Raw genomic sequence first — 7,956 nt, forward strand, 5'->3', positions numbered from 1 at the left:
TCCAACGAAATAATTTCGGCGCCGATCAGCCGGGCCAACTCCAACCCGACTGCCGTTTTCCCGGCAGCGGTTGGACCAGTCAGAAACCACGCATTTGGCAAGATTTCAGTCATTGTGGATCTTCGGCCAGCCTGTGCTTTCTGACATTTTTCCGGTTGCCTGAACGAACCTTCCCGACTATCGTAACATCTTTCATGAACGACCATTGCAGCGGAAGAACTTAAGAGTTTCCAAAGTCGTTGGGAAGGCAGTAATCCAGAATTCACGTGAGCGAAACCCAGCAGCACATTTTGGCCCAACTGATGGCGGTGATTGAAGACCGAAAAATCAATCCGCCCACGAAATCATACACCACCACGCTGTTCGCCGGCGGCGTGGCAAAGATCGGCGAGAAAATTGTCGAGGAAGCGGCCGAAGTGGTGGAGGCGGCCGGCGAACCCGGTGTAGAAGGGCGTGCTCATTTAATTCGCGAGGCCGGCGACTTGATTTACCATTTATTCGTCATGCTCGGCTACCGAGAGGTTAAATTGACCGAGGTGGAAGCCGAAATCGCGAAGCGCTTCGGCATTAGCGGGCTGGACGAAAAAGCGTCACGACCCAAACAATAAATCAGTAAATTCGAAAGCCAATTTTCACCACGGAGGCACAGAGACACAGAGAAGACAGCAGCAGATTTCTTATAAGGAAGCCAGGAATACAGAAAAACAGATAGGGGCAGTCGCAACATAGCACTCTGTTCCTGTCTTCCTGGATTCCTTATAAAATCTCCTCCGTGTCTCTGTGTCTCCGTGGTAAACTCCGTCTAAAGAAAAACGATGGATAACCTACGCATTGGCGTTCCCAGCAAAGGCCGGTTGGCGGAAATCGCCGAAAGCCTGCTCAAAGAAGCCGGGCTGAGCTTTCGCCGCTCGGAACGGACGTTGTTTGCACGCTGCAAGGAAATTCCCGTCGACATCACTTTTCTGCGGACCGACGACATTCCGGTGCTGTGTGCCGAAGGGGCCATCGATATGGGCATTGTCGGCGCCGATTTGGTGGCGGAAACCGGCGCCGAAGTGCTCCGGCGGCTTGATTTGGGGATCGGCCACTGCCGGCTGGCGGTGTGTGTGCCTGAAAGCAGCGCGGTCAAAGCCGCCAAGGATTTACACGGCGCGCGAGTTGCCACCAGCTTTCCCAACGTCACACGGCAATATCTTAAGCGACACGGGGCCGAAGCCGCACACTTGGTTACGCTGACCGGCAGCGTGGAAATCATGATCGCGCTAGGCGTGGCGGAAGCGATTGTCGATTTGGTCGAAACCGGCAGCACGCTGGCAGCCAATCAGTTGCGCATTCTCGACGAAATCGGCAATTACGAAACCATCCTCATTCAAAACGGACAGAAACGACACGCCGAACTTGCCGACCGCGTGGTTCGCCGGTTGGAGGGCGTGGTGATTGCCCGCAGTTACTCGCTGCTGGAATACAACGTGCCGCGGGCCAAGCTGAAAGAAGCGGAAAAAATTACGCCTGGCTTCAACTCGCCGACGGTCAGCGCGCTGGAAGACCCCCAGTGGTGCGCGGTGAAAGTGATGGTTCGCCGGGGCGAAGTGATCGACATTATGGAACGGCTGGAAGCGATTGGAGCCTCGGCAATTTTGGAAACGCAAATTGCCAACTGCCGGCTGTGAGAGGCTGCATCTTCCGTAAAGCGGCGACCGCGGGTCGCACCGGATTAGCCGTTATCAAACGGCAGTTCCGCGCGACCAACGGTCGCGGCTTTATGACGGCCAGAGCACTTTTTCGCCATGTACGGCACGGCCGCGGTAAATGGTGGCGATAGCGCCGCAAGCAGGATCAAACAGCAATTCGTGCGGATCGGCGGCGTCATGTTTGGGCAGCGAAACGATCGCCAAATCGGCGAATTTGCCCGGTGTGAGCGTGCCGGTTTCTGCCTCGCGTCCCAGGGTTTTGGCGGCATTGACGGTGATCATCCGCAACAGTGTCGCCGGCAGCACCGTGGGGTGCTGGGCCGCGCCAAATTGCATTTCGGCCAAAATCGATAAATCCGGATTCGACGCGCGGCTATCGGTACCCAGAGCCACATTCACCCCGGCCGCCAGCATTTTCGCTAGTGGATAAGGATCGTGCCCAAAGTAGGCATGCGTCCGCGGGCAATAGACGATCGACATTCGCTCTGCGTTGTGGGCCACAAAATTGATTTCCTCATCGTCCAAATAATTGCCGTGGATGATTAGCGTGCGGTGCGCCCCGGCCAACATATTCAAATAATCGAGGGGGCGTGAGCCAAACGGAATAGCGTGCGGATCCCAGGCGTTGAAAGCTTCCAACAACCCGACGAAGGGGCCGCGTCCGGTCCGCAACAGCATCAATTCGTCGCGCGATTCCGCTAGATGATGGGCCAAAGGAATTCGCCGTTCCGCCGAAATTCGAGCGCATTCCACCATGATCTGTGGCCGAACTGTGTAAGGCGCATGGGGGCTGATGCCGGGACGGAAAGAATCGGTCCATTGGATCGCAGCATGCGCATCATCTATGCCACTCGTCACGGCTTTGACCGCATTTTGGTATCGTTGTTGATCTGCCTCGCGCTGGAAATTTATCACTTCGCAAAACTCAGTGATTTCCAGCGGCCAGGAAATGCCTCGCTGCCAAGGCGTGGAAGCGATTTCTCCCAGCGTCGTCACACCGCATGAGGACGATTCTGCAATGCCGAGTGCGAGCGGATCGTGATTGGATTTTCGCTCCCGCCGCTGGCGCACCACATCGCGAATCCACTGGGTAAACGCTACTCCCGGAGTCCCCAGGGGTTGCTGCAAATCGCTGAATTCCAAATGCGTGTGGGGGTTAATGAGCCCCGGCAGAATGGCCACGTGGCCTAAATCTCGGGCGGCCGGCAGCAAATCGCGAATCGCTGGAGAAGAGCTTTCGCCTACCGCCACAATGCGGTCGTGATCAATCGCCACCAGGCCGTCAGGGATCGGGGGCGCATTGATCGGGAACACGTATCGGGCGCGGAAGGCAAGCATCGGAAAATCACCGGGCCATGCGGGAGAAATGGGAGCCGCATTTTAGGGCAGGCAGGATCCATTGTCTAACTCACCCAGGGACTTCCGCCACCTGACGATCAATGGCCTCCTGCAACGCTTCTTCTTCCGTCTTTCGATACGAAAGGCTGCCAAACTTCAACAGCAACAAGCATGTTACAATTACCCCCATTCCAAATATCCACCAGGAATAAATGTATTGTTTTTCGGAGAGCCAGATAAAAAACTTCTGAAAGCGTGGCTGCTCGCTGAATTCCGCCGAGATCAATAACAGCGAGTTATGCGTGAAATGGAAAAGCATGCCGGGGACTATGCTTCCGGTTTGCACGGCGATGAAGGCAATGACGGCACCGAGCAGGCAAGCGATCACCGATTGTTGAAACATCCAATGCGTGATCGCGAAAAATAGGCTGCTTAGAACAATGGCCCGCCATTTATGTCCGAGATGGCGAAAACCAGACAAAATAAATCCGCGAAAGGCGAGCTCCTCGCAAATGGCCGGGACCAACCCCAGGAGCAAAATCACCCAGCCCAAGTTAGGGGCTTCGCCCAGCGCTTTCTGCATGCTCTCTTGGACGGCCACTGCCGCGGGCGACAAGGGGTACAATTGCTCGACCGCCACACGCAGCACTAAGATGATGGGCTCGAAGGCTACCGCCAACAGAACGGCGGCCGACAAAGTCCACCAAACGGGCCAGCGGAGCAACAGCGTTTGCTTGGGACTGCGCGTGAACATGACCGTCATCAAAGCGGCGGGCGTTAGGACCACGACGAGTTGCGTCACCACGATGATCTTGAAGTAATCGCCGAAATTCGCGGGCGCGGAAATTGCGAAGCCCATAAAAAAGCTGATCATCAAGATCAGGATGCCGCATGCCAATGCTTCCGCCGCAGTGGGAGTATCGCTGCGGTCTCGCACCAAATGCCGCAGCCACAAACTGACATCCAGCCGCTCACTTTCGCGGAACAGCACGCTCTCTTTATTGAACTGCTCGATCGCCCAACGGACGGCCATCAAGCAACACAAAAGCGTTACGCCGACGACGATGGGGATGTAGGGTAATGCGGCCAAATAGCTCCCTTCCAGCAGCGAACGCAACAACAACACCAAGCCGGTCAAGGGAATCAGGCTGTTTCCCAAATTCAATTCCATGCCGGGGCCCATCGGCAAAATGACCAGCGGCAGCGTGACCAAAACCAACGGCATCAGGTAATACTGCCCTTCCCGAGTGCTGCGTGCAAACGCCGCCAGCGCAATGCACAGCGCGCCAAACAAAGCCGATACCGGCACCAACGCCAGGACCAACCACAATTGCGAAACCAGGGGCGGCACACCCAGGCGGGCGGCCTCATCGGCCGCCGGCAAGTGAGCAATTACCAGTGCCCCGGTGAGGCCCATGCTCAGCAAGTTCAAAATGCTGGTCATCATGCTGAACAGCATCACCGTAAACAACTTGCCAGTGACAATTTCGCTGCGTTGAGCCGGGCTGCACAGCAGGGTTTCCAACGTGCCGCGTTCTTTCTCGCCGGCGCACAAATCGACCGCGGGATAAAATGCACCGGTCAAGGCCCACAGCAACAGCACAAACGGCAATATTTTGGACCACATGGCTGCGGTCCGCTGCTGAGGTTCGGAGACGTCTTGGCGCTGGAATTCAAACGGGCGGGCAGCCAGTTCCGGCAATTGTGAATCTTTTAAGTTCTGCTTGGCCACGGCATCGGCCCAGGCGCGCAGCAGATTTGAAAGCCGCGTATAAGCCAGGTGCGATTTTTCGTTCGCGGTGTTGCAGTAAATGAACGGATTTGGAACGGCCGGCTCCGCTTCCCGTGTTTGAGCCGCAGAGCCGGAACGTTGCCGCAATTGGATGCGAAATCGCTGCAGCTGTTGCGCGAAATCCGCCGGAAAAACCACAGCGGCCTGGTATTCATCGTTTTGGATTGCGCGCCGGATTTTTTCTTCCGTAGCAGCCTGATCCGGGATGGTGGCCGGCGTGTCATTTTCGTTCGTCAATAACAGATCGAACAAATGTTGTTGAGTGGGATCGCTCAGCCATTGCGGGTTAAAATGGTCGTCGATGAGCAGCGGCGGCAGATCGGCCAACTGCGGCAAATTGACCATCAGGATTTTTGTAGGCTGCTCGCGCAAAAACTGCGACACCTGCAAAATGCTCATTCCCAACAGCGGATACATAAGCAGCGGCAGGACAAAAATCATGAACAAGGTGCGCCGGTCGCGCAATTGATCGCGCACCTCGCGGAGAAAAATCAATTTGACGTTTTGCCAGTTCATGTTCCACCCGCCGCCGGCCGGCCGCCGCATGTCTCGTTCGCCCGCTCACCCACAGATACCCGCCATTCGCTCCCCCCGGCCATAACCGTTTGCTTCTTACCACTTACCTGTTCACGGGCTCTGTCTCATCATGCAACGAAATCAATTGAAAGAACAACTCTTCCAGATCACGCTGCTGATGCCGATCAAGCAGTTCGTCCAATCCGCCTTCTGCCAAGATGGAGCCGCGATGGATGATGGCAATCCGATCGCATAGCTTCTCAGCCTCGCGCATGATGTGAGTCGAAAAAATAATGCACTTGCCATGTTCACGCAGCTCAGCCACGGTATTCAAGAGCGCTCGGGCGACCAACACATCGAGCCCCACGGTCGCTTCGTCGAAAATCACCACCGGCGGGTCATGGATAATGGCCCGCGCAATCGAAACTTTCTGCTTCATGCCCGTCGACATTTTCGAGCCCAGCAAATCGCGAATGTCGTTCATTTGCAGGCGAGTAAAGAGCTCCTCCATACGGGCTTGCAAATGTTCTTCATGCATGCCGTGCAGGCGGCCGAAGTATTCCACCATTTCTCGGGCGGTCATCCGGTCGTATACGGCCGTGTTGGCCGAAACAAAGCCAATTTGCCGCCGCACCAGTGCCGGCTGGGTGACTACGTCGCAGCCGTTCACCGAAGCCGAACCGCTACTAGGGCGCAACATGGTGCTAAGAATTCGTAAGGCCGTGGTTTTGCCAGCGCCGTTGGGCCCCAGCAGGCCGTAGATTTGTCCGGGCAACGCGTTGAAGCTGACCTGATCCAGCGCCACGAACTGCCCGCGACGCAAATCGGCATAAAACTTCGTGAGTTGTCGGGCGTGAATCACGGCGGTGTGCGGCAAAGCTTAGGGCCAGTGATCGTGAGGGCGCGACGGGCAATGACAGCATCGATTCGCTCGCAGCGAAGCGACGGTCAGCGCGCACAGTCTGTCAGATTTTAGTTTACTCCATGCGCGCTACTTCCCGAAGATGCCTAAATTACCCTGCAAATGCACGTCTCATAATCTTCGGATCAAAATTACCCAGCAAGCCGGTCGTGACGATTTTGCAGGCAGACAAGGGCCGCGTTTGAAAAGTCGCGGTCAAAAAGTCCGTTTGTATGTGGACATTGTCACGAGGAAAACTCCAATGCCCCTTTCGACAATCGCCGGGACGACGCTATGATGGGCACCGGCTCCGGAGTCACATAAACGGAAACATTCACACAGCAGGAGAACGATGATGAACGCACGCCAAGCAATTAAATTGGCGATCGATACCGGCGATGCGGTTTCGCTGCCGTATTTAGAAGACCTTACAGACGCAGACATGCTGCGCCGCCCGTGCCCCGGCTGTAACCATATTAACTGGCAAGTAGGTCACCTGATTGCGGCGGAGAATAACATGCTGAATCAAATGGCGCCGGGATCGGCGCCGCCGTTGCCGGCCGGTTTTTCCGAAAAGTATTCCAAAGAGGCGGCCACTTCCGACGATGCCAGCAAGTTCTGCAAAAAAGATGAGCTACTGAAACTTCATCAGCAACAACGCGCCGCGACGTTGGCATTTTTGGACAAACTGACCGACGAAAAACTCGATGCCCCTACCGGGGTTGTATTTGCCCCGACGGTGGGCTCGATGCTCTCGCTGCAAGGCAGCCACTGGCTGATGCACGCCGGTCAATGGGTGGTGGTGCGCCGCCAACTCGGCCGCAAACCGCTGTTTTAAAGATCTTTAGTTTGGGAGTTGACGTTCCTTTTCAGGAGGTGTTTGTTGAAGCATGTGAATTCTCTTCAGCAAGTCCTCGAGTTGCTGAGCCATTTCGGTTTGATGCTGTGCACGCGCGAGTTCCAAGGCATATTGGTAGGTGGTTAACGCATCGTTAGGGCGATTGGCGCCGGTATAAGCCACTGCCAACGCGACGTAGGTGTTGACTGCGTCAGGATCGAGTTGCAGCGAGGTTTGCAGATATTTGATTGCTTCTTGGAATTGATGTGCATCCAATAATGCCTGCCCCAAACTATTGTAATGTTCGGCATTATTCGGCATGAGTTCGACAGCCCGCTGCAAATGTTTGATGGCTTCTGCGGACAGGCCCATTTTTCCCAGCGCCACGCCCCAATTTGTTTCCGCTTCGTCACTATTTGGATCGAGCTTCAGCGCATGCTGAAAGGAGGCGATTCCTTGTTCAGGCTGGCCGATTTCAAATTGAGCCACTCCCAAATTGCTGTATACCCTGGGCTGATCGGGTTTGATGTTTAACGATGCCTTGAAATGCTCGATGGCTTCTTGCTTGCGATTAGCTGCACTGAGGAAGTTTCCCAAGTTATTGTGCGCCAACCAACAGGCTGGATTTTTTTTCAGCGTGGTTTCGTACAGAATTACGGGATCGCAATATGCTTCGCATTGCCGGAGCGCGAGAAAGGCCAGACCGCCGACGTACATGGCAGCGACGATTTCGGCCACGATACGACCCCTGTTGGGCATGGATGTACGCCAACAGCTCCAGCCGGCGGCAATCAGAGCGAGGACGCCAATGATGGCGATATGCTGATAATGATCGGCCACCAGCGAGTATTGCATGTAGCCCACGTCGGTAAAGCCCAGG

7 protein-coding genes are annotated in these 7,956 nt (G+C 55.5%); 3 read left to right on the forward strand and 4 right to left on the reverse strand.

Translation table 11 applies throughout. The annotated features are described in order from the left end of the window. Positions 1-266 precede the first annotated feature (266 nt). Both hisE and hisG read left to right on the forward strand, forming a co-directional pair. Complete coding sequence (gene hisE, locus VMJ32_02740) at positions 267-608, forward strand: phosphoribosyl-ATP diphosphatase (GenBank protein HTQ37914.1); 342 nt, start codon at positions 267-269, stop codon at positions 606-608. A 207-nt stretch (positions 609-815) separates the two neighbouring features. After that, on the forward strand, positions 816-1,670 hold the full coding sequence (gene hisG / locus VMJ32_02745) for an ATP phosphoribosyltransferase (protein ID HTQ37915.1): 855 nt from the start codon (positions 816-818) through the stop codon (positions 1,668-1,670). Between the two features lie 90 nt (positions 1,671-1,760). Here the strand turns inward: hisG and VMJ32_02750 are convergent, their stop codons facing one another. From VMJ32_02750 to VMJ32_02760, 3 genes are all read right to left on the reverse strand, one after another. After that, positions 1,761-3,029 (reverse strand): amidohydrolase family protein, encoded by a 1,269-nt coding sequence (locus VMJ32_02750; protein ID HTQ37916.1) that lies wholly within the window; start codon positions 3,027-3,029, stop codon positions 1,761-1,763. 70 nt (positions 3,030-3,099) lie between these two features. Then, positions 3,100-5,337: an ABC transporter permease subunit/CPBP intramembrane protease gene (locus VMJ32_02755; GenBank protein HTQ37917.1), complete on the reverse strand. Its 2,238-nt coding sequence runs from the start codon at positions 5,335-5,337 to the stop codon at positions 3,100-3,102. Positions 5,338-5,440: 103 nt separating this feature from the next. After that, positions 5,441-6,199, reverse strand: coding sequence for an ATP-binding cassette domain-containing protein (locus VMJ32_02760; protein HTQ37918.1), 759 nt, complete (start codon positions 6,197-6,199; stop codon positions 5,441-5,443). Positions 6,200-6,593: 394 nt separating this feature from the next. Here VMJ32_02760 and VMJ32_02765 point away from each other — a divergent pair, with 394 nt between their 5' ends. Then, positions 6,594-7,076, forward strand: coding sequence for a DinB family protein (locus VMJ32_02765; GenBank protein ID HTQ37919.1), 483 nt, complete (start codon positions 6,594-6,596; stop codon positions 7,074-7,076). 6 nt (positions 7,077-7,082) lie between these two features. Here the strand turns inward: VMJ32_02765 and VMJ32_02770 are convergent. Then, positions 7,083-7,956 (reverse strand): tetratricopeptide repeat protein (locus VMJ32_02770; GenBank protein HTQ37920.1); only part of this gene is annotated, 874 nt, incomplete at its 5' end.

This window comes from Pirellulales bacterium (assembly GCA_035499655.1).
Classification (GTDB): Bacteria; Planctomycetota; Planctomycetia; order Pirellulales; family JADZDJ01; genus DATJYL01.

What these genes read in the sequence shown, in the direction of transcription:
- hisG (HTQ37915.1), top strand. Translation starts at nt 816, where the DNA reads ATGGATAACCTACGCATTGGCGTTCCCAGCAAAGGCCGGTTGGCGGAA.
- VMJ32_02750 (HTQ37916.1), bottom strand. Translation starts at nt 3,029, where the DNA reads ATGCTTGCCTTCCGCGCCCGATACGTGTTCCCGATCAATGCGCCCCCG.
- VMJ32_02755 (HTQ37917.1), bottom strand. Translation starts at nt 5,337, where the DNA reads ATGAACTGGCAAAACGTCAAATTGATTTTTCTCCGCGAGGTGCGCGAT.
- VMJ32_02765 (HTQ37919.1), top strand. Translation starts at nt 6,594, where the DNA reads ATGAACGCACGCCAAGCAATTAAATTGGCGATCGATACCGGCGATGCG.